17 protein-coding genes and 1 tRNA gene are annotated in these 19,962 nt (G+C 73.3%); 6 read left to right on the top strand and 12 right to left on the bottom strand.

Translation table 11 applies throughout. The annotated features are described in order from the left end of the window. Positions 1-7 precede the first annotated feature (7 nt). The 7 genes from cpaB to FOF52_RS11490 form a co-directional block, all read right to left on the bottom strand. Positions 8-781, bottom strand: coding sequence for a Flp pilus assembly protein CpaB (gene cpaB / locus FOF52_RS11520; RefSeq protein WP_248589966.1), 774 nt, complete (start codon positions 779-781; stop codon positions 8-10). A 68-nt stretch (positions 782-849) separates the two neighbouring features. After that, on the bottom strand, positions 850-1,929 hold the full coding sequence (locus FOF52_RS11515) for a hypothetical protein (RefSeq protein WP_248589965.1): 1,080 nt from the start codon (positions 1,927-1,929) through the stop codon (positions 850-852). Positions 1,930-2,308: 379 nt separating this feature from the next. After that, positions 2,309-2,384 (bottom strand) — tRNA-His (locus FOF52_RS11510). Between the two features lie 73 nt (positions 2,385-2,457). Further along, positions 2,458-3,093 (bottom strand): oligoribonuclease, encoded by a 636-nt coding sequence (gene orn, locus FOF52_RS11505; RefSeq protein ID WP_248589964.1) that lies wholly within the window; start codon positions 3,091-3,093, stop codon positions 2,458-2,460. Positions 3,094-3,198: 105 nt separating this feature from the next. Beyond that, positions 3,199-4,953, bottom strand: a complete 1,755-nt coding sequence (locus FOF52_RS11500) for a DUF2510 domain-containing protein (protein ID WP_248589963.1) — start codon at positions 4,951-4,953, stop codon at positions 3,199-3,201. A gap of 99 nt (positions 4,954-5,052) precedes the next feature. Further along, a complete protein-coding gene (locus tag FOF52_RS11495) occupies positions 5,053-5,583 on the bottom strand; it encodes a hypothetical protein (RefSeq protein ID WP_248589962.1) in 531 nt (176 codons plus the stop codon). A 275-nt stretch (positions 5,584-5,858) separates the two neighbouring features. Next, complete coding sequence (locus FOF52_RS11490) at positions 5,859-7,637, bottom strand: VWA domain-containing protein (protein ID WP_248589961.1); 1,779 nt, start codon at positions 7,635-7,637, stop codon at positions 5,859-5,861. A 709-nt stretch (positions 7,638-8,346) separates the two neighbouring features. Here FOF52_RS11490 and FOF52_RS11485 point away from each other — a divergent pair. Together FOF52_RS11485 and FOF52_RS11480 are read left to right on the top strand one after the other, a co-directional pair. Continuing rightward, on the top strand, positions 8,347-8,850 hold the full coding sequence (locus FOF52_RS11485) for a hypothetical protein (RefSeq protein WP_248589960.1): 504 nt from the start codon (positions 8,347-8,349) through the stop codon (positions 8,848-8,850). Between the two features lie 76 nt (positions 8,851-8,926). Continuing rightward, entirely contained in the window at positions 8,927-9,730 is an 804-nt protein-coding gene (locus FOF52_RS11480; RefSeq protein WP_248589959.1) for a TrmH family RNA methyltransferase, read from the top strand. A gap of 9 nt (positions 9,731-9,739) precedes the next feature. On the opposite strand, the gene FOF52_RS11475 is transcribed toward FOF52_RS11480, so the two are convergent. Further along, complete coding sequence (locus FOF52_RS11475; RefSeq protein WP_248589958.1) at positions 9,740-10,636, bottom strand: diacylglycerol/lipid kinase family protein; 897 nt, start codon at positions 10,634-10,636, stop codon at positions 9,740-9,742. Positions 10,637-10,813: 177 nt separating this feature from the next. Between FOF52_RS11475 and FOF52_RS11470 the strand changes: the two genes are divergently transcribed. The 3 genes from FOF52_RS11470 to FOF52_RS11460 all read left to right on the top strand — a co-directional run bounded on the left by FOF52_RS11470 (position 10,814) and on the right by FOF52_RS11460 (position 14,597). Continuing rightward, a complete protein-coding gene (locus FOF52_RS11470) occupies positions 10,814-11,725 on the top strand; it encodes a 2-hydroxyacid dehydrogenase (RefSeq protein ID WP_248589957.1) in 912 nt (303 codons plus the stop codon). Positions 11,726-11,887: 162 nt separating this feature from the next. Continuing rightward, a complete protein-coding gene (locus FOF52_RS11465) occupies positions 11,888-13,081 on the top strand; it encodes a C40 family peptidase (RefSeq protein ID WP_248589956.1) in 1,194 nt (397 codons plus the stop codon). Positions 13,082-13,673: 592 nt separating this feature from the next. After that, positions 13,674-14,597 carry a hypothetical protein gene (locus tag FOF52_RS11460; RefSeq protein WP_248589955.1) on the top strand — a complete coding sequence of 308 codons (924 nt, stop codon included), beginning with the start codon at positions 13,674-13,676 and terminating at the stop codon, positions 14,595-14,597. 66 nt (positions 14,598-14,663) lie between these two features. On the opposite strand, the gene FOF52_RS11455 is transcribed toward FOF52_RS11460, so the two are convergent. Next, on the bottom strand, positions 14,664-15,728 hold the full coding sequence (locus FOF52_RS11455; RefSeq protein WP_248589954.1) for a hypothetical protein: 1,065 nt from the start codon (positions 15,726-15,728) through the stop codon (positions 14,664-14,666). A 532-nt stretch (positions 15,729-16,260) separates the two neighbouring features. On the opposite strand from FOF52_RS11455, the gene FOF52_RS11450 reads away from it, so the two are divergent. Further along, the gene (locus FOF52_RS11450; RefSeq protein WP_248589953.1) at positions 16,261-17,217 is read left to right on the top strand and encodes an NAD(P)-dependent oxidoreductase; all 957 of its coding nucleotides are present in this window, start codon (positions 16,261-16,263) and stop codon (positions 17,215-17,217) included. On the opposite strand, the gene FOF52_RS11445 is transcribed toward FOF52_RS11450, so the two are convergent. The 3 genes from FOF52_RS11445 to FOF52_RS11435 all read right to left on the bottom strand — a co-directional run bounded on the left by FOF52_RS11445 (position 17,205) and on the right by FOF52_RS11435 (position 19,867). Further along, entirely contained in the window at positions 17,205-17,543 is a 339-nt protein-coding gene (locus FOF52_RS11445) for a hypothetical protein (RefSeq protein WP_425265484.1), read from the bottom strand. The genes FOF52_RS11450 and FOF52_RS11445 overlap by 13 nt on opposite strands. A 135-nt stretch (positions 17,544-17,678) precedes the next feature. After that, positions 17,679-18,965, bottom strand: a complete 1,287-nt coding sequence (locus FOF52_RS11440; protein WP_248589951.1) for a glycosyltransferase — start codon at positions 18,963-18,965, stop codon at positions 17,679-17,681. Beyond that, positions 18,962-19,867: a DMT family transporter gene (locus FOF52_RS11435; protein WP_425265549.1), complete on the bottom strand. Its 906-nt coding sequence runs from the start codon at positions 19,865-19,867 to the stop codon at positions 18,962-18,964. The genes FOF52_RS11440 and FOF52_RS11435 overlap by 4 nt, the downstream gene beginning before the upstream one ends. Positions 19,868-19,962: the final 95 nt, after the last annotated feature.

The following is a 19,962-nucleotide window of genomic DNA, read 5'->3' as shown; positions in this document are numbered from 1 at the left end:
CGTGCCATCAGAAGCCGCCCGGGCCGCTGTTGTCCTGCTCGTCGTTCCGCTGCTCCCCGAGCGCCTCCAGTTGGTCGTCGGAGCAGAACTCCATCTCCCCGGGGGTGCCCGCCCCGCGTGCGCTGACCAGGGCCAGGCGGACCTTGGAGGCGAAGGACTCGGCGTAGGTGAGCTGCAGCGCCTGCTGGGGGGTGAGCCGGAAGGTGACGGGGACGACGGTGTTGGTGCCGCCGGTCTGCGAGTCGATCTGCGAGCCGATGTCCCCCACGTCCAGGACCTCCACGTTGGTCAGCACGCGGATCGCGCAGGCGGGGGACTGCTCGTTGGGCTGGAAGGAGGCGTAGACGTCCACGCGGGACTGGCGGGACACCTTGCCGGCCACGCCGGTCTCGGCGTTGATCATGATCGCGATCTCGCGTTCGCCGTTCTCCAGTGCGGGCGCGGGGATCACCATGCTCTTCTGCAGCAGAGTGCCCGCCTGCAGGAAGGTGGCGGAGACGGCCTCGCTGCCCGGCTGCGACAGCGCCTGGTCGGCGTCGGTCAGGTCGGCCAGGAAGGTCTCCTCGTCGAAGAACTTGGCCGGCACCTCGTAGGGTTCGACCATGTCCTCGGTGATCGGCTGGTAGGGGTCGACGTCCTGGGTGAGCCGCAGAACCGTCCGGTAGGTGCCCAGTTCGCTGTTGAGCGTGTTGACGTAGGAGACGATCGTGAAGAACACGACGACCGCGCCGAGTGCGGCGACGATCATGAGCAGAACGCCGCGTCGTTGACGGGGGTTCATGACGCTCCGTTTCTAGTTCTGGCCAGACGGTGCTGGGACGGGGGACGGGACGGCGGTCGCCGGACGCCTCATCGCGCCGGACGGTACTCCGGCAGGGGGCCGGTGTCGGTGCGTGGGCCGGGGGACGGGGGAGGCGGCGGGGCGGGGCGGTGGCGGCCGTTCGCTCCCGGAGGGGCGGGGGGAGCCTGGGCGGGTGGCGGTCCGGGCAGGCGTGGACCGGTCGGGGGCGGTGGTCCGGGCAGGCGTGGACCGGCGGGGGGAGGCAGCCCTTGCGGACGTGTCCCGGGATGGGCCGTGGGCGGGGCGGGGCGGGGCGGCCGCCGCACCGGATGCTGGTTGGCGGCTCCGCAGAACCGGCAGTGCGGACCGACGACCCGTTCGCGGCACCACGCGCAGGCGGTCGAGCGCAGGGCGCGGACCGGGGTGGTCAGTGCGTCCTGGTGCGCGCTGAGGACCACGAACTCCACGTACTTGGCGGTGCCCCAGTAGACGGCGCCGAGCGGCTGCTCCGGGAGTTCACGCACGGCCGTGGCGCCGACCGCGGGGAGGAACTGCCGGTCGAACGCGGCACGGTCGGCGTCCCCGCCGGCGGAGACCAGGACCTGGGTCGGGTTCATCGGGCGGAACGGGATGTTCGCCGCGGGGTCGGCCTTGCGGACCCGGCCCACCCGTTTGGCGGGCGCGCAGAAGGCCAGGAAGACCACTCCCGGGGCGAAGGAGCCCATGTGCTGTTTGACCGTGATGGGAATGGTGGAGAGGTTGGCCACGCTGCGCAGCCAGCCGCCGGCCAGGATGTGGGCGGCGAGTTCGTCGCCGAGTTCGGCGATCAGGCCGGCGGGCAGGTACGGTGCGAGGTAGGCCAGCTGGTCGGCCAGCAGCGACAGGGCCAGCGGCGACACGTCCACGGGGACGGCGGCGACGTGGTCGGTCCGCAGCGCGCCCCGGGCGAACTGGATCGCGCGTTCGGCGCGGCCGCCGCGCCAGTGGGGGTAGAGCGCGACGACCTTCCTGCCCTGGGCGATGTGGTGGGCGGCGAAGTCGATGAACTCCCCGGACTGGGCGGCGAGGTCGTCGCCGTCCAGGGGGAAACGCCGTGCCTGGGCGTCGCCGAGATGGCCCGTGCTCGGTATGTCTGCGAGCAGGGCCACGACGCTCGTGGACCTCGAACGGCCGCTGGACAAGGTACAGGCTCCCAGGGGTGAGGCGCGTGGGACGGGTGCCGGTCGGGACGGGGGTGCCCTCGAAGTGACCCGCGGGGATCATCGTAACGAAGGGGAGACAACCCCCCGGGGGTCCATTCGGTGAAATGACCGTTGTTCACACCATGCTCTACCGTGCGTTATTCGGCCGGGAAAAAGCAAGACCCGGGAACGGCGCTGGGGACAACCGGCCTCTTCCGGCCGTGTCGGCGTGCGGGGCCGGAAGAGGCCGGGGACGGAGCCGGACGGGGAGCGGCAGCGGCGGGCGGAGGCGGCTGCGGGAAGCCCCCGGGAAAAGCGGAGGCCCCGGTCCGAAGACCGGGGCCCTTGGGGTGAGTGACGGGATTTGAACCCGCGACAACCTGGACCACAACCAGGTGCTCTGCCAGCTGAGCTACACCCACCACGAGCGCGGAGCCGGACCGTGGTCGGCCCCCGCGTTCAGCAGAATACTACCGGGTTCTGGGAGTGCTTCGCTCACCCTTTCTCGGTGGGGGTTCCCACACCGAGGCCGGTGCCTCCCGCGACGATGTCGGCGGCGATGGCCTTGGCCGTGGCGCTGTCGGGGCCCGGCGGGGGGACGAAGGCGGCCGCGCGGAAGTAGCGCAGCTCCCGGATGCTCTCGGTGATGTCGGCCAGCGCGCGGTGGCCGCCGTGCTTCTCGGGGCTGGCGAAGTACACCCGGGGGTACCAGCGGCGCAGCAGTTCCTTGACGCTGGACACGTCCACCATGCGGTAGTGCAGGTGCTCGTCGATGCGCGGCATGTCCCGCGCGAGGAAGGCCCGGTCGGTGGCGATGGAGTTGCCGCACAGCGGGACCTTCTTCGGCTCCGGGACGTAGCGCCGGATGTGGTCGAGGACGAGCTGTTCGGCTTCGGCGAGGGTCACCCCGCTGTCGAGTTCGGCCAGCAGCCCGGACGTGGTGTGCATCTGGGTGACGAACTCGCCCATCTGGTCCAGCGCCGCCTGCGGCGGTTTGATGACCACGTCGATGCCTTCGTCGAGCTGGTTGAGTTCGCCGTCCGTGATGAGACAGGCCACTTCGATCAGCGCGTCCTTCTTCAGATCGAGTCCTGTCATCTCACAGTCGATCCACACCAGGCTGTCGTTCATAAGGGATAGCTTAGAACTTTTCCCCCGGGGCCCGGCCGGTGCGCGATCGTCCCCGCCCGCGTTCCCGCCCGGGCCGCAAGGGGCGGGAACGCGGGCGGGCGGGGGTCACAGGCCCACCAGGCTCGGGTGGCCGAAGATCGCGACCATCAGCTCGTTCCCGTCCAGCCACAGGTAGCCGCAGATCCCGATGGCCGCCAGGACGACCAGCAGGATGAGCAGCGTGGAGACGCAGCCGCAGCCGCAGCAGCCGCCCTTCTTCTTCTGGGGAGCCGGGGGCTGCGCCGGGTACGGGCCGCCCTGGCCGGGGCCCCACGGGGGCCGCCCCGGGAGCGGGGGCTGTCCGGGCGTCCCCGGGGCGGGGTGGCCGCCCCGGTTGTAGGGCGCGGGAGCCTGCGGTGCCCGCGGCGGGTGCCCGGGCGGAGCCGCCGGGCGGTTGCGCGCCGGAGCAGGAGCGGCGCCGTGTCCGGGCGACGGGGCCGGACGGGAGGGCGGCGGGTAGGCGGCCGCGCCGCGCTGCGCGCCGGTCTGCGGCGGATACGGGTACGGCTGGGGGCCGGCGGGGTGCGGGGTCGGTCGGACCGGGGGCGCCGGCGGGTATCCGGCGTTCGGGCCGGAGGGGGAGTAGCCCCGGTGCGGGCCGGAGGGGGCGTGACTCGGGTTCGCCCCGGAGGGGGCGTGGCTCGGGTTCGCTCCCGACGGGGTGCGGCCGGGGGTGCCGCCGGACTCGGCGGAGGGGTGGGGAGCGGCTCCCGGCGTGTGGGGGGCCGACCCCGGCGGAGCCGCCTTGGCCTGCTCCGCGAGCCGCCTGCGCTCCTCCTCCTCGCGCTTCTTGCGCTCCTCCGCCTCCCTGGCCTCCCGCTCGGCACGCCGCTTGGCCTCCTCCTCGGCCTTGCGGCGCTGCTCCTCCTGGCGCTTCTTGCGCTCCTCGGCCAGTTCGGCGCGGTAGTCCTGGATGCCTTCCTTGAGGCTGCCGAGGAACTTGTTGAACTTGCGTCCCCCGTCCTCCTCCTCCTCGGTGCCCTCACCCGAGGCCGCCTGGGTGAACACCGGATCGCCGGGGTTGAACACCGCGGTCCGGGGGGCGTCGCCGGAGCCGAGCACCGCGGTCCGGGGGGCGTCGCCGGAGTCGAACACCGCGGTCTTCGGCGCCTCGTCCGCCTCCGCGTCGCCGAGGAAACGGGTCTGGGGGGTGAGGTCGGCGGTGGGGTCGTCGTCGTGGGAGGCGGGAGCGGCCGGGGGGTTGACGCGCATGGTGGCGTCGGTGGGTGAGGGGCCGCTGCCGAGGTTGACGGTCGCCTCGTCGGGGGCGGGGGTGAGGTCGGCGGTGGGGTCGTCGTCGTGGGAGGCGGGAGCGGCCGGGGGGTTGACGCGCATGGTGGCGTCGGTGGGTGAGGGGCCGCTGCCGAGGTTGACGGTCGCCTCGTCGGGGGCGGGGGTGAGGTCGGCGGTGGGGTCGTCGTCGTGGGAGGCGGGAGCGGCCGGGGGGTTGACGCGCATGGTGGCGTCGGTGGGTGAGGGGCCGCTGCCGAGGTTGACGGTCGCCTCGTCGGGGGCGGGGGTGAGGTCGGCGGTGGGGTCGTCGTCGTGGGAGGCGGGAGCGGCCGGGGGGTCGATGCGCATGGTGGCGTCGGTGGGTGAGGGGCCGCTGCCGAGGTTGACGGTCGCCTCGTCGGGCGAGGTCCCGCTGCCCGAGTCGGTCGTGTGCTGGGAAGCCGCCGAGGCGTCGGCGGTGTTCTGGTCTGAGGTGAACTCGGACAGCGGGCGGACGTGCTGCGTCCACTCGTTGCCGTTCCACCAACGGAGCTGGCCCGGAGTTCCTTCGGGGTCCGCGTACCAGCCTGGCTCGATCGATCCACCCATGAGCGACAGACTAAGGGCTTCCGGGACTCGACCGGACCACGAGGGACCCGCTGCCCGCGGCCGTGGGACGGGCGGAGCGCCCGGGAGGGGAGGCTGCGGTCAGTTCCCGCCGCGCACGTGCCGCAGCCGTGCCGGGAGCGGACCGGGCCGCTCCTGACGGGGAGGGGGCAGCAGGTCGCCGCGCAGCCGTACCACGTCGACGGCTCCGGGGCCGTCGGCCACGGAACCGGGGACCTGGGAGTGGCCGAAGTGTCCTCCCCGCGCCCACCGGTGCTCCCGGTCGGCGTCGCTGTGGGGGGACGGGGACCCCGGAGGGCCGGCGGGCCAGGTCCGGGGGATGCCCCAGGAGTCCAGCCAGGCGAGGACGGGGTCCAGGCCGTGGAGCGGGCCGTCGGTGAACGGCTTCAGGGAGTGGCCGACGACCTGGACGAGGATGCAGACGCGGCCCTCTCCGGCACGGTCGACCCGGCTGTCCGGGGTGAGCTGGCCCGTGGCGGCCACGGTGGCGGGCAGGAGTTGGGCGACGTCGCCGGTCACCGGATTCCACACCAGGTGGACGGCGCGGCCCGTGTCGGCCAGGCGGTGCGCGACCGAGTGTGCGGACCACCGGTTCGGGTCGCATTCGCTCACGCTCCAGACGGCGCGCGGTGCGCCGCCCCGGGGACGTCCTCCGAGAAAACTGCTGGTCACTCTTCCGGCTGCGGGCATCCAAGCGTTGGCCATGGCGGCCGCCTCTCAGTGAGTCCACGTATTCCGCACATCACTGCGTATGCGAATACGTGCGACAAGTCCATAGACGGTATCCCCCGGAAAGCAGGGTCTATCCGTCTGGACACCCACTTCGGGAGCGCGGCCGGGCCGGGCGGGAGGGGCGGCGGGGCGTGCCCGCCCCGCCGCCCCCGGCGCTACTCCTCCTCTCCCCCTCCGCCGGAGATGCGCAGGGCGAAGGCGCTGAGGAAGATCTCCCCGATCTCGGTGGGGTCCTCCGTGGTGTAGGCGGCGCCCCGGGTGGTCTCGGCGATCTGCTCCAGGGGTTCGGGGTCCACGTCGGGGCCGAAGGAGATGGCGATGATGCTGACCGGGCGGTCGGGCTGGTACAGCTCCTCCAGCTGGTCCAGCAGCTCGTTCAGCGAGATGCTGTCGTGGTCGTCGTTGTTGCCGTCGGTGAGCACCAGCAGGGTGTTGACCCGGTCGGCCGCGTAGCCCTCGGTCAGCTCCTGGTAGGCGGCCAGGATCGTGTCGTACAGGCCGGTGTCCCCGTCCGGTTTGGGCGTCAGGCCGGTCAGCGCCGCGGTCAGCACCTCGTGCTGGGTGGCGCCGTCGACCTCGGCGTCCAGCGGGCGGATGGGGACGGTCTCCCGGTAGTCCTGGTCGCCTTCGAGGGCGACGGAGAACTCCCACAGGCCCATCTCGGCGTTGGAGGGGAACAGGGTGAGGCCCTGGGTGGCGGCCATGCTGGTGACCTGCATCCGGGTGAGTCCGGTGCCGGGCACGGGTTCGGCCATGGAGCCGGAGATGTCGACCACGGTGAGCAGGCGGGTGCCGAGCTTGAGCTGGTTCCACGCCTGGAGCAGCGACTTGGCCGCCTGTTCGCCGGGGGTGGGCAGTTCCCCCGGGTGCTCGGGGCGGAAGCCGTGCTTCTCGGTGAGCACCTCGGGGTCGGTGGAGTCGTCGGCGGAGCGGAACCCGTCGGCGCGGATGGCCCGCTGCGCCTCCTGGCTGGTGAGGAAGGCGCGGAAGTCCTCGGCGGCGAGCTGCACCTCGGGGGCGTCGGAGCGCAGCACGTAGGGGTAGTCCAGGGTGTAGGTGCCGTTGTCGGGATAGATGACGTGCACGGTGGAGCCGGACCGGGTGCTGTGTCGCCAGGCGGCCTGTTCGCTGAGGACCAGCAGCGGGGCCTGCTCGTCGTCGGCGGCCTCGCTGATCAGGGTGAAGGCGGCCTCCTCGTCGGGGGCGATCGACTTCTGCAGGTTCTGCAGGGCGGCGATGAACCGGGTCTGGGAGCCTTCCTCGGTGCCGACGGAGTTGCTGACGAGCGCGAGCGTGGCGAGCCCGGAGGAGCTGTTGACCGGGTCGATCACGTGCACCTGGTAGGGGGGTGCGTCCTGGTCCGGCAGTGCCTGGGTCGGCACCAGGTTGTCCCAGGACAGCGGGGTGTCGGAGGCGTCGGCTTCGGCTGCGACGGTCTCGGTCGTCACCAGGACCAGCGGGGAGCGGGCCACGGAGGTGCCGGTGCTGACGACGACGTCGTCGGCGGCGTCGCGCTGGACGGTCTTGACCCACAGGGTGGAGTCGGGGATCCACACCTGTGATTCGGTGCCGCCCATGGTCGGCCCGGCTCCGGTGATGCTGTAGGCGACGTCGGCGGAGTCGGCGCCGCGCACCTCCACGGTCACGCACCGGTTCTTCGCCGCGTCGGTGGAGTTGAAGTCGTCGGCCAGTCGGGTGAGCACGGGGGCGATCTCCGGGGCCGCCGCGACCTGGAGGGGGAGGGAGGAGCTGGCGCAGCCGAGGCGGCCGCCCAGCACGAAGTAGCCGGTGACCCCGAGGCCGATGAGGATGGCGAGTGCGGCGGCGAACGCGGCGAGGGCACGCCCGGTGCCGCGGCGGCGCCGTCGCCGGTTCGCGCGGCGGCGGGTGTCGGGGGCGTTGTCGGCTGCGTTGCTTCCGCGATGGCGTCCCAAGGTGACCTCACGGGGGTTGTTACCAACGGGTTTAAGGAGGAACGGTACTCAAGGCAACGATCAGGACAAAAGGGAGTCTTGGGGGGTGTGGTGCCGGGAGGTGGGGGCGAACGTGAATTTTCACGTTGTTTGCACCTGTTTTGTGGGGGGGGGCGGTGCATTCGGCTCTCGGAGGAAGTATGCGACGGAGTCTCCGTACCGTTGTCGAAGTGTGATCAACGGAGTCGGAGTCGGGGGCGGTCCCGGCCGGTCCCCCGACGTCGGGGAGGGGGCGGAGGGCCCGCACTCCCCACGCGGCCGGTGGGGGCCGCGACTCCGCTCGGCCGTCTGATGTGACCTTGGTCTCCTTGGGGGCGAAGCGGCGGTGCGTGCCGTCCCTCCCGGTCAGGATGGGGAATCCCGCCCCCGTGTCAGGGACGGACCGGCAGTGGTGCCCGGAACCGGAACCGCCGCTGCCCGCCGCCCGCGGCCCCCCGCCGGAGCGGAGCGGGGATGCCGCCGCGGGCAACGGGGGCTAGGATGGCGAACCGCTCGCGCCAGTCGATTTCTGGGGTTCGCGTGCTGGATGCGCACGGTTGTGGCGTTTGTGCCGGGGGGCGTTGTGGCACACCCGACCGGTCCGGCTGCGATGGGGGTCGCGGGATGAAGCGACCGTGGCGGGGAGTTCGCCGCGGTCATTCGGAATCGCTCGACTTCTTAGAGGATGGCCATGTCCAAGCTGGGCGCTCGTTGGAATTCCCTCGGTACGGTCGGCAGTGTCGTGCTCGGTTCGCTCTGCCTGGGCGGAGCGGTCGTCTACACCGCCGTGGTGGGGGCGTCCTTCGTGGCCGAGGCCGGGGTCCGGACCGAGGCGGCCGCCCAGACCATGAGCGGGCTCTCCGATCTGCCCGACTCGCCCGTGGCGAGCCTGGAGGTCCGGGTGGACGACGGCGAGGAGTTCCACGAGCAGCGCCTCGACTGCGCCGGCGACCCCCTCGCCGACCCGGCGGTCTGCGCCCAGCTCGCCGCCAACGGCGAGGAGGAGGACGAGGCCGGCCCCTTCCAGGAGGTCGACCCGGGCGCCATCTGCACCGACGACGTCTACGGCCCCGAGACGGCGGTGGTCAGCGGAACCTGGAACGGGGTGGCCATCGACACCGAGGTCACCCGCGTCGGCTCCTGCGAGGAGGCCCGCTGGCAGCGCCTCAAGCCGCTGGTCGAGTCGCTCGACTAGGGCGCGGCCGCAGCCTCCGGCGAGGGCACGCCGCCGTCCCGGCGGGCCGGTGTGCCGGGTCGACGACAATGGGGCCGTGAACGTCATCGAGGTGGCCGATCCCGCCGACGAGCGGCTGGCCGACTACGTGCGGCTGCGGGACAGCAGCCTCCGCCGCAGCCTGGAGGCCGAGCACGGGCTGTTCCTGGCCGAGGGGGAGAAGGTGGTGCGCCGTGCGCTGCGCGCCGGATACCGCCCCCGTTCGCTGCTGCTCACCCGGCGCCGCCGCACGGTGCTCGACGACGTGGCCGACGCCTTCGACGCCCCGGTGTACGTGGTCGACGACGCAGTCGCCGAGCGGCTGGTCGGCTTCCACCTGCACCGCGGGGTCCTCGCCTCCTTCCACCGCAAGCCGCTGCCCGGGGTCGCCGAGGTGGTCGCGGCCGCGCGCCGCGTCGTGGTCCTGGAGGACGTCGTCGACCACACCAACGTGGGGGCGATCTTCCGCAGCGCCGCCGGGCTGGGCGTCGACGCGGCCGTGCTGGCCCCCCGCTGCGCCGACCCGCTGTACCGGCGCGCCGTCAAGGTGTCCATGGGGGCGGTCTTCACCCTCCCCTACGCCCGGCTCGACGACTGGTACGGCGGGTTGGAGGAGCTGCGGCGGCGCGGCTTCACCCTGGTGGCGCTCACCCCCGCGCCGGACGCGGTGCCGCTGGCCGAGGCGGTGGGGGACGGCGACGGCAGGTACGCGCTGCTGCTGGGGGCGGAGGGGGACGGGCTGTCCACCCGGTGGATCGACCAGGCCGACGTCCGGGCGCGCATCCCGATGGCCGCGCGCGACGTGGACTCCCTCAACGTCACCGCCGCGGCGGCCATCGCCTGCTACGAGCTGACCCGCTGACCGGAACGGTCACGCCAGGGGGCCTTCCCGGGGCACCACGAAACGCCACGCGCCGGGCAGTACCCGCCAGGTGCGCCTGGTGACCCCCTCGGTGATCTCGCCGTCGCTGCTCATCGTCACCGGTTCGCCGACCACCGTGACGGTGTGCGCCGGGCGGTGGTGGACGTCCAGTTCCATCGGGTGGGTGCCCCGGTGCAGGCGTACCGCGTGTGCGGCACGCCGCCAGAAACCGCGTGAGCGGGAGACGACCAGCCCGATCACACCGCTGTCGGGCCGTGCGCCGGGGTCGAGGGTGCCCGCGCCGCCGCCGATGAAGCGGCCGTTGGCCAGACCGGCCATGAGCGTCTTGTGCCGGGGCGTGATCACCTTCTCGCCGTCGGCCTCCACCAGCATGCGGTACCCCTGGGCGGCCCAGCCCGCGATCAGTCCGCCGACCGGGAAACTCGCCGGGCCGAGCGTCTTCTTCCACCGGGCGGCCTCGCGGGTGGAGTCGGCGCCGATGCCCAGGTGCACGGCGTTGACGGTCACCTCGCCGGTGTCGTCCACGAGCAGGTCCAGCGGCCGGGCCGTGCCGGACAGGAACGCGCGGGCGGCCGCCTCGGGGTCCAGGGGGAGGCCGAGGGAGCGGGCGAAGTCGTTGCCGGTGCCCAGCGGCAGCAGGCCGACCACACGGCCGCCGAGTTCGCCGCGGCGGTGCAGCGCGTTGGCCACCGCGTGCAGGGAGCCGTCCCCGCCGGCCACGACCAGCGTGTCGTGGCCGCGGTCCAGGGCCGCGTCCAGTTCCGCGGAGTCGCCGCAGGAGACGACCTCCACCGCCGCAGCACCCGCGACCGTCAGTTCGCCCACCGCGGCGCGCAACTGCCGGTCCTCGTTGCTTCCGGCGCGGGAGTTGTTGATGACCAGCATGAGGGGACCTCCGGAGGAGAGAGGGGCGCCGGCCGCGGACCGGGTGGCGCCCCCTCCTCGTTCCCGGGGACGACGCGGTTACGCGCGGACCGGATGGGGAGGGGGCGGGGCCCCTGATAGCGTCGGGGAACCGTGGACGCACGTGAGCGAGGAACACCGCGGAGCGGAGGAGTCGGGGTGGACGGGCGGATCCTGGTGCCCTGGGAGCAGAACCGGGACAACGCCCCGGAACAGCTGACCGTGGAGGTCTACGACGGTCGAGGCGAGCCCCCGGCCGGGGTGCTCGACGACGTCGTCTTCTACGTCGTCCCCTACGGCCGAGTCCAGCGGGTGGAGTTGATGCGGCGGATGCCCCGGCTGCGCGCGGTCCAGCTGCTCACCGCCGGCTACGAGCACGCCCTGGCGGACCTGCCGGAGGGCGTGCGGCTGTACAACGGGCGCGGGCTGCACGACGCGAGCACCGCGGAGCACGTGGTCGCGCTGATCCTCGCGGCGCAGCGGGAGCTTCCCCGGTGGGCCGCGGACCAGCGGGCGCACGTGTGGGATCCGCACTACACCCGTTCCCTGGCGGACTGCCGGGTGCTCATCGTCGGCTACGGCAGCATCGGCGCGGCGGTCGAGGCGCGCCTGCTGCCCTTCGAGGCCACCGTGGTGCGGCTGGCCCGCCGCGCCCGCCCGGCCTCGGGGGTGTACGGCGTCGAGGACCTGCACCGTCTGCTGCCCGACGCCGACGTCGTCGTGGTCGTCACCCCGCACACCCCCGAGACGGAGGGGCTCATCGGCGCGGCCGAGCTGGCGGCGCTGCCGGACGGCGCTCTCGTGGTGAACGTGGGGCGCGGCCCGGTGGTCGACACCGCGGCGCTGCTGGCCGAGCGGGGACGGATCCGGGCCGCGCTGGACGTCACCGACCCCGAGCCGCTGCCCGCGGACCATCCGCTGTGGGACGCCCCGGGGGTCTTCGTCACCCCGCACGTGGCGGGGGGCTCCGCCGCGTTCTACCCCCGGGCCAGGCGGTTCGTGGACGAGCAGCTGCGGCGTTGGGCGGCGGGAGAGCCGCTGGTCAACCGGGTCAGCCTGGACGCGGGGTAGGCGTCGTCCGACCGGCGGGACCGCCGCGCCGGCGCCTCGGCGTGTTCGGGGAGCGATGTGTCGTTTACGTTCTGTTTGTTGTGGTGACTTGAAACGATTTCCGTCTGCCACCATCCTGGTACGAGATGACAGTCACAACCCGAATACCCGAAAGGCACGAGTGTGTCGGTACGGCGACGGCTGACGGCCGGTACGGGCACCACCGTGGTGCTCGTCGCGGCCTTCGGCGCTTTCGGCTCTCCAGCCTGGGCTGAGCCCCGACCGGATGTGGCGGACCGGCCTTCCGTCACCTCCTCCTCCCTCCCGTCGGGAGCCGCCACCCCCTCCGGTTCCGGTACGTACCCCTCGCCTCCGGTCGCCGACCGGGAGCGGCTCGACCGCGACGTCCGGGTCGCCCCGTTCGACGAGCCGCGTTCCCGGGAGTACTTCGCAGTGTCGGCGGAGCCGCTGGCCCCCGGGCTCGTGGAGAAGGTCCGCGCCATCGACGGCGTGCGGTCGGTCGAGGTGGTGGACGCGGCCCGGATCCAGGTCGACGGTGTGGCCATGTCCGTTCTGGGGGTCACCCCCTCCACCTTCCGCAACTACGCCCCCGCCCCCTCCGCCGAGTCCGACGAGATCTGGCAGGGGATCGCCGAGGGGCGGATCGCGCTCTCCAACGACGCGGGCAAGCAGCGGGACCTGGACCTGGGCAGCACCGTGGCGATGGCCGGGGCGCGGGGAACGGTCGACAAGGAGGTGTGGACGCACGCCACCTCGGGGGTGGCCGGGATCGACGCGCTGATCTCCCGGGCCTCCGCCGCGGAGTTGGGCTTTCCCCGGGGCAACGGATTGATCGTCTCGGCTCCCGGCGCGGACCTGTGGCAGCTTCGGGAGGACCTGAAGAAGGCGCTCGGTCCCGACATCAGCCTGCAGGTGCTGGCCGAGGAGACCTCGGGGCCGCGCCCCTACGACGCCGACGGAGTGCCGGTCAGCGAGGCGGTCGTCGAACGGATGATCGCCGCGGCCGAGAGCCAGTTGGGCGTGCCCTACGTGTGGGGCGGCACCACCCCGGGACGGGGGTTCGACTGCTCCGGTCTGGTGCAGTGGGCCTTCCGGCAGGCGGGGGTGGAGATCCCCCGGGTCACCCACGACCAGTGGTGGGCCGGGGAGCACGTCGACTACGCCGAGGCCCGCCGTGGCGACCTGATCTTCTGGCGCAGCGACCCGACGGCCCCCGACTACATCTCCCACGTGGCCATCTACCTGGGCGACGGGAAGATGCTGGAGGCGCCGCGCACCGGTGACGTGGTGAAGGTCACCGACGTGCGCACCGACAAGATGGCCGGGGTGGTGCGGGTCCACGTGGCCGACCGGTGAGGCCCGCGGAGGGTCACGAACGGAAAGGGGACCACGCCGCGCCGGCGTGGTCCCCTTCGCCTCCTGGAGTTGAGACCAACCGGGAGGGGAGGGCTGGCTCGGCAGGAGGGGGAAGGCAGGAACTCCTATCGGGGGAGGGGGGTCCGATGAGGCCGTCCCTGCGCGAGGTATTCGGTTGGGTGCTGGTGCCCCGGCGTGCCGACACGGGGCGACGCGCATGCCAGGCGCACACAAGGTGCTGTTGACCTTTTGGCGAGAGCGTCCGGAACGCGGCTGCCAATCCCAAAATAGCGGAAATCGTGGAAGCGCACGGCGGTTACCCGTGATTTTCTGACCTTGGCGTTCTGGTGCCCGGTTTCCGCTGGTGGGAAGGGGATTTTCGGGCGGGGTACGGTGTCCGGGGTGGGGGGGAGGATGATGAGCAGGGAATCCCTATTGTGAGTTTTATAGAAAGGTGTCTGTTTTTGCTGCGGGGGCTCTGATGGGGAACGGAAAGAACGACCGGCTCCCGGCGACGGGGAGCGTTCCGCCGGCGCCGGGAGCCGGGCCGCACGGCGGCCGCCCTCCGGAGGAAGGGGGCACCGCGGGCGCCGTGCGCGGGGCCGTCGCGATCCTGCTGCGCGGCCTGGTCGACGACGCCGGGCTGTTCCCGCCCGCCGCGCTGCCGATGCGGCAGGCCCTGGCGCGCCACCGGGCCGACCGGATCGTGGGGCACCCCATGCACACCGGTCGCCTGCTGTGTCCGGTGGGGGTCCTGGGGGACCTGGGCGCCCACCTCGGCGCCGACGAGCGGGTCGAGGTCGGTCTGGTCGTGGCGGACGAATGGGAGGCGGTCGGCGGCGGGGCGGCGGATCCGAGGGTGCGCGTCTCCCACTACGAGATCCGGGCCTCCGGCTCCGACATCGGCAAGGCCGCCCGCTACCTGCGTGCGGCGGCGGCCCACGCCGCGCGTGGCAGGCGGCTGTTCGGCCGTCTGCCGGAGAGCGCCGCAGCGCTCCCGCCGCCGATCTACGTCGAGTTCGACCGCGGCCGCAGGGGGCTCGGGAACATCGCCGCCATCGCCGGGGTGCCCGGTCTGGGGGCCCGCCTGAGCTGCGGCGGCGTCGAGGAGGCGGACTTTCCCAGCCCCGACGAAGTGGCGGCGTTCATCGTCGCCTGCTTCGACCACGGCGTCCCGTTCCGGATCGGCTCCGGTCCCCACCACGCGGTCCGGCACACCGACCCGCTGAGCGGGTTCGTCCACCTCGGCTACCTCAACCTGCTCGCCGCCGCCGCGGTGGCGGCCCGGGGCGGCGGCCCCAACAAGGCGCGCAAGGAGCTGCTCGCCACGGACCCGGAGCGTCTCCTCGGCCGGATCGGCGGGCTGGACGAGGCGACGGCGGTCCGGATCCGGGAGCTGTTCGTCGGCTACGGCTCCCGCAGCACGCGGGATCCGGTGGTCGACGCGGAGCGGCTCGGCCTGCTGGACCCCGTGGCGGTGTGGCCGGCCGGGGAGGCGGTGCGGCGGGACGGGTGAGAGGCGGGTGCGGACACGACCGCGGGCGGACCGTCCGGTCCGCCCGCGGTGTGCGAAGCGCGGTCCTCACGCCCGGGGCAGCAGGTCCCACAGGCTCCGCTGCTCGCTGTCCTCGTTCCGCTCGGCGGACTTCCCGGAGTCCGCGGAGGAGCGGTCGACGCCCTCGTCGGAGGGGGCGCTGCCGGAGGAGTCCGCGGAACCGGGGCGGGCGGCCATCTCCTGGGCCCGGGACTGGTCCAGCCCGGTCCGCTCGGCGCACTCGGCGGCGGCCTCACGGGTGGGCATGGGCACCAGGGCCCACAGGCCGGAGTTCCAGGTCGCGCTGCCCCACGGGGTGGCCACGCCGCCCTCGGTGGGGATCTCCTCGCCGGTCTCCTCGCCGAGGCAGGCCACGACCTCCTGCTCCTCGGCGGTGATGTCGGCGTAGGGGTGGAGCGGGGCGTCCGCGGGGGCGGGCAGCAGTCGGGGCTGCTCCTCCTCGGAGGTCTGCGCGGAGCCGCCCTCGGGGCCGGCGGACGGGGCGGCGAGCCAGAAGCGCTCGGCGTCCGTGCCGGGGAGGGGCGACTCCGCGGAGCGCCGAGTGACGGAGACGGTGGAGTCCGTCTCCTCGTGCGGGACGATCCCCTCGGCCATCTCCATCAGTTCGTCGGAGGACCAGCGGTCGGGGTCGAGGAAGACGGACAGGGCCGTGTCGTGGCCGTCCACCCAGAACACCTCGCCGTCGGCGGCGGAGAGGTAGGCGGGGAAGCCGTTGACCGTGGTCCGGCGCGGCGCCTCCAGGTGGTCGTGGTGGTTGTCGCGGAGTTCGGACAGGGTGAAGCCCTCGGGGTGGCGGCGCACCTCCACGCTGCCGTGGACCGTGTCGTCGGAGACCCAGGCCAGCTGGGAGACGTGGTCGCTCCCGCTGCCGCCGGAGGTCGTGGAGGCGGAGGCGTAGCGGTCCAGCCCGGGCGGCAGGTAGCTCACCCGGTACCCGTCGACCAGGTACGTCGACTTCTGGTTGTGGTGGACGGTGTGGGCCGGCGGGGGGACGTCCTCGGTGGCCGCGGCCAGAGCGGGAAACCCGAACGCCGCCAGGGAGACGGCGGCCGCGCCCGCCAGCACGGTCCACCGATTGTGGGGTTTGCGCATCGTGAACCTCTCATCGGCTGTAGCGAAAGCGGTGGGTGGCGTCTGCGCTGAACAGGGACGCCGCCGAGCCCAAAAATCTCACAGTGGGTGACGGGATTCTCGCGGAGAGTCCCCGCGTCGTCGCGGGCGGATCGCCGATTCGAGGGGAGGGCGGCGACGGTGCGCTCCGATCCGTCGCCGGGTCCGCCGCCTCCGCGGTGGTTGGGCGGAGTCCGGTCGGCGCGGGGCGTCGAAAAGCAACCCGGTCTTTCGCGGAGTCGGGCGTTTCCGGGGGTCGGGGGCGTTTTCCGGCATCGGGTCCGAGGGGACGGAACGGGACTGTCGGTCTCCTCGGGCGGGGCGGCGGGAACGGAAGGACATGTGATCCATGTCTCGAATTCCGTGGTTTGGGTGCCGGATGTCCGTGTGGGGGCGTGGTCCGGGTGCGCAGGGGGTACCGGAGGCACGGGGGTGCACTGGTGCCGCCGAGTGGCAAAAGGTACTTTTTGGGCTGTTGACCGTTGTTTGACCGTGCTGTCCGTTGGAGGTGGCCGTGACCGCTCCGTACGTGGTCATCACGGATACCGGCGTCCATGATCCGGAGCCCGCGGTGCGCCTGCTCACCGAGGCCGGTTTCCGGACCCGCGTCCTGGGGACCCGCGACCCCGAGCGCGTCGCCGTCGAAGCCGCCGGGGCGGTCGCGCTCATCGTCCACGACACCCGCGTGGACGCCGCGCTGCTGGACGCGCTGCCGACCCTGCGCCTGGTCATGACCACCGACCAGCACTGCCTGGGGGTCGACGTCGCCGAGGCCGAACGCCGCGGACTGTGGGTCTGCCCGCCGCCGCGCCGCGAGGACGTCGACCAGGCGGCCGCCCGCGTCCTCACCATGACGCTGGCGCAGCTGCGCCGCATCGCCGCCGAACGCCTCGCCTGGTTTCGCTCCGCGCCCCGGGCCCACGACCTCACCCTCGGCCTGGTCGGCATGGGCCCGGTGGCCGCGAGATTCGCCGACCTCGCCCTTCCCCTGTTCAAACGGGTCGTCGGCACCGGGTCACGGCTGCGGAGCTGGCCGTGCGGCGTCGCCCGGACGGACTTCTTCGACCTGATCGCCACGGCCGACGTGGTCTCGCTGCACGTGCCGGTGACGCCCGGGACCCGGGGGCTCATCGGGGCGCGCACCCTGGCCCGGATGCGTCCGGGAGCGGTGCTGATCAACCCGTCCAGCCCCGACCTGGTGGACCGGGGAGCGCTGCTCACGGCGCTGGATACCGGGATGCTCGCGGGCTACTCCGCGGGCTACTCCCTGGCCGGCACCGGCCACCTGCACGAGAGCTGCGCGCTGCGCAACCACCCCGCGGTGGTGTTCTCCCCCGAGCGGGCCGAGCGGGCCGGCGACCGGCTCCGCGCGCTGGCGCACCACGTCATCGCCTGGCGGGACCGGGGATTCCCGGCTTCCGCCGTGGCCAGCCCGCTGCCGCCGCTGGACGAGCCGCTTCAGGCCTCCTGACCCTGCTCCCGCCCGAGGGCCACCGGGCCCGACGGCAGGTCCGGCAGACCGGTGGGAGAGGGGCGGCCGGGCAGCCGACCGCGCATCCGGTCGAGACGCCGGCGGAGTCGGCGCGCCACGTGCAGGGCGCGGTCACGGGACTCCCGCGTCTCCCACCACCGGGAGTACGCCTCGATGCGGGCCTGGCGCAGTTCGGCGAGTTCGGCCTCCATCCGCTGCAACCGGGACTCCAGGTCGGCGTGTTCGCGCCAGCGCTCCTCCAGCACGCGGTTGCACGTCTCGACCTGGAGTTCGGCGTGGTTGATCTCGGCGAGCAGCGCGTCCACCGCGCCGGCTCCTCGAATTCGACCTTTTCTGACGAACCACACGTCTCAGTGGCTAACCACACCACTGTGCATGGAACGGACAGTGCGGCAAAGAGTGCGGAAAGGCCCGACGGGACGTCCCGCCCGCCGCGGGGTTCACGCCGCCACGGTGGTGTCCCGCCACGGGGAGGTGGGCACGCCGCGCGGCGACAGCGGCCGGGAGCGGGGACGGACCTCGGCGTAGATCTGCTCGAACCGGTCCAGGGAGCGGCGGTGGTCGTGGGTCTGCGCGATCTCCCGGCTGGCGGCGCCCAGGGCGGCGCGGTGCTCGGGCGACTCCAGGACCGTCAGCAGGTGCCGGGTCAGCTCCGCCACGTCCCCGGGCCGGTACAGGTAGCCGTTGCGGCCCGGGCGCACCAGGTGGGGCAGGGCCAGCGCGTCGGCCGCCACCACGGGAAGCCCGGTGGACATGGCCTCCAGCGTGGCGATGCTCTGCAGCTCGGCCACACTGCCGATCGCGAACAGGTCCGCGGCGACGTAGACCAGCGGCAGGTCCTCGTCGGGCACGAATCCGAGGAAGTGGACCCGGTCGGCCACCCCCAGGGAGGCGGCCAGCCGCTCCAGTTCCGCCCGGCGCTGTCCGGTCCCGGCCAGCGCCAGCTGGAGGTCGCGGTGGCGCAGCAGTTCCGGCAGGGCCCGGATCAGTTCGTCGATCCGCTTCTCCGCGTCCAGGCGGCCGACGAAGACGATCGTCTCGCGGTCGGGCAGGGCGAGGCGGGCGCGCGCCGCGGCGCGCTCGTGCGGACGCGGCCGGAACCGCCCCAGGTCGATGCCGCAGGACACCGCCTCGACCGGACGGGTGAACCCCTTGCTCGCCAGCAGTTCGGCGGCCCGCTGGGTGGGGGTGGTGACGTAGTCGGCGGTCCGCGCCACCCTGATCATGTCCTGCCAGGCCAGGGAGCCCACCGTGCCGTGCAGCCGCTCCGGGACGTGGGCGTGCGCGAACAGGTTGTCCGGCATGAAGTGGTTGGTCATCACCACCGGGACGCCGGACAGGCGGCCGCACCGGATGGCCGCGCGGCTGATGGTGAAGTGGCTCTGGGAGTGCACCACGTGCGGGGCGAGCCGGTCGACGAGCCGGGCGACGTGGCCGGTGACCCCGAGCGGCAGCGCGGTGCGCATCGTGGGGTGGACCAGCACCGGCACCGAGCGCAGCCGGTGCAGCATCACGCCGTCGCGGACCTCCACGCGGGGCGGCCCGTCCGCCGAGGCGCACACCACGTGCACGTCGTGGCCGCGTTCGGCCAGTCCGGTGGCCAGCCGGTAGGTGAAGTACGCGGCCCCGTTGACGTCCGGCGGGTAGGTGTCGGTGGCGATGAGGACGCGCTGCCGCTCCGCGGCGCCGCCTGCGGTGCGGCGGGTGCGCTGCTCGATGGAAGTCATCTCGAATCTCCCGGCGTGGTGTGGACGAGGTCAGTGGAGGAGGACCGGCGGAGCGCCTCCGGGTTGCGGTTCTCGGCCCGGGCCAGCACAGCGGTCCCGGCGATCGCCAGCAGCGCCGCGCCAGCGGCGAGGACCTGGTCGAACGGGGTCGCGGGCACCCTCTCGCCGAGCACCAGCACGCCGATGCCCGCCCCCACGGCGGGGTCGACGACCAGGAGCGTGGCGTAGGCCGCGGCGAAGTGCCCGGTCCGGTAGGCGTTCTGCTGGAGCAGGCCGCCGAAGACCGCGACGGCCACGGCCAGCAGGGTGAGCCAGCCGAACACCGCGGTCAGGTCGGTGGCCGCGCGTACGGCCACGACACGGGCCAGCGCCGAGGTGGTGCCCAGGGCGGCCCCGCCGAGGACGGCCAGCAGCACGGCGCGGGGCCCCGCGGGAACCCAGTGGGCCACCAGGTAGCCCGCCGTCCCCGCGACGGCGATCCCGCCGGTCAGCGCCAGGGCGGCCGACAGCGGCAGGACCGGGGAGTCCGCGCTGTGCGGAAACAGGGTGAGCAGGCCGATCAGCCCGCCCATGACGGCCGCGCCGGCCAGCAGCTGGCCGGCGCGCACCCGCCGCCGGCTGAACAGCGCCGACAGCACGATCGCGAACAGCAGCCCGGTGACACCCAGGGGCTGGATGATGGTCAGCGGAGCCGCGCTCAGGGCCACCAGGTGCAGGCCCACCCCCGCCGCCGCGGCCAGGGACCCGAACAGCCACCGGGGACGGCGCACCAGGTGCCACAGGAAGCCGAGCCGGGCCACGCTGCCGCCCGGCGCACGGATCGCGTCGCGCTCCTGCAGGGCCGATCCCAGCGCCAGGCAGAACGCCCCCGCCAGCGCGACGGCCACGGCCCAGGTCAACAGGCGGCCTTCCGGTCGCGGCGGGGTACGCCGGCGGTGCTGTTCACGGTGGCCCTCCCGGAGTCCTGTGGTGGCGGGGTCTCGTGACCACGACGTTA

Origin of the sequence: Thermobifida alba (assembly GCF_023208015.1) — a bacterium.
In the GTDB taxonomy this organism is placed as follows: Bacteria; Actinomycetota; Actinomycetes; order Streptosporangiales; family Streptosporangiaceae; genus Thermobifida; species Thermobifida alba.
Note: the sequence above shows the minus strand (reverse complement) of the source record. Positions and strands in the feature narration are given on the sequence as shown.